This is a genomic window from Caballeronia sp. GAWG1-1 (assembly GCF_023631465.1).
In the GTDB taxonomy this organism is placed as follows: domain Bacteria; phylum Pseudomonadota; class Gammaproteobacteria; order Burkholderiales; family Burkholderiaceae; genus Caballeronia.
The window spans coordinates 1-573 of record NZ_JALQDB010000114.1; the positions used below are offsets into that span (position 1 = coordinate 1).

General features: G+C 62.1%; 1 protein-coding gene. It reads left to right on the plus strand.

Translation table 11 applies throughout. From position 1 onward, the window contains the following. Positions 1–103 precede the first annotated feature (103 nt). The coding region (locus tag NCT03_RS33685) for a helix-turn-helix domain-containing protein (protein ID WP_250495515.1) at positions 104–573 on the plus strand (470 nt) is incomplete at its 3' end.

Here is a 573-nt window from a genome sequence, read left to right on the forward strand (position 1 = left end):
GGGGTGAGGAGGAGTCCATCCCATTGCTTTTAGCCAGATTCAAATGTCCGCTTCGAGCCGCCTAAGCTTACCCCGCGCCGATGCTTCGGCGCAGGAGACCGCGATGGCTGCAACGGACACGATTACCATGTCGATGCGCGAGTTGGACCGATTCAAAGTGATTCAGTCAGTGGTCGACGGACTGCTCAAACCGTGGCGGGCCGCCGAGCGACTTGGACTGAGTACACGACAGGTGCGGCGTCTCAGTGCGCGGTTACGCGAACAAGGCGCGCCGGGCCTGGTTTCCGGCAAGCGCGGTCAAACGGGCAATCATCGTGTCGACGCGGGCTTGGCGGTCCGGGCCGTGGCCATCGTCAAAGAGCGCTATAGCGATTTTGGCCCGACGCTTGCCTGCGAGAAGCTGCGCGAGTGTCATGACATTCGGCTGGCCAAGGAAACCGTTCGGCGGCTCATGATCGGCGCCGGACTCTGGACGCCACGTCGACAGCGTCCTCCAAGGATCCATCAGCCGCGCAACCGTCGCTCGTGCTATGGCGAGCTGATCCAGATCGATGGCAGCGATCATCGCTGGTT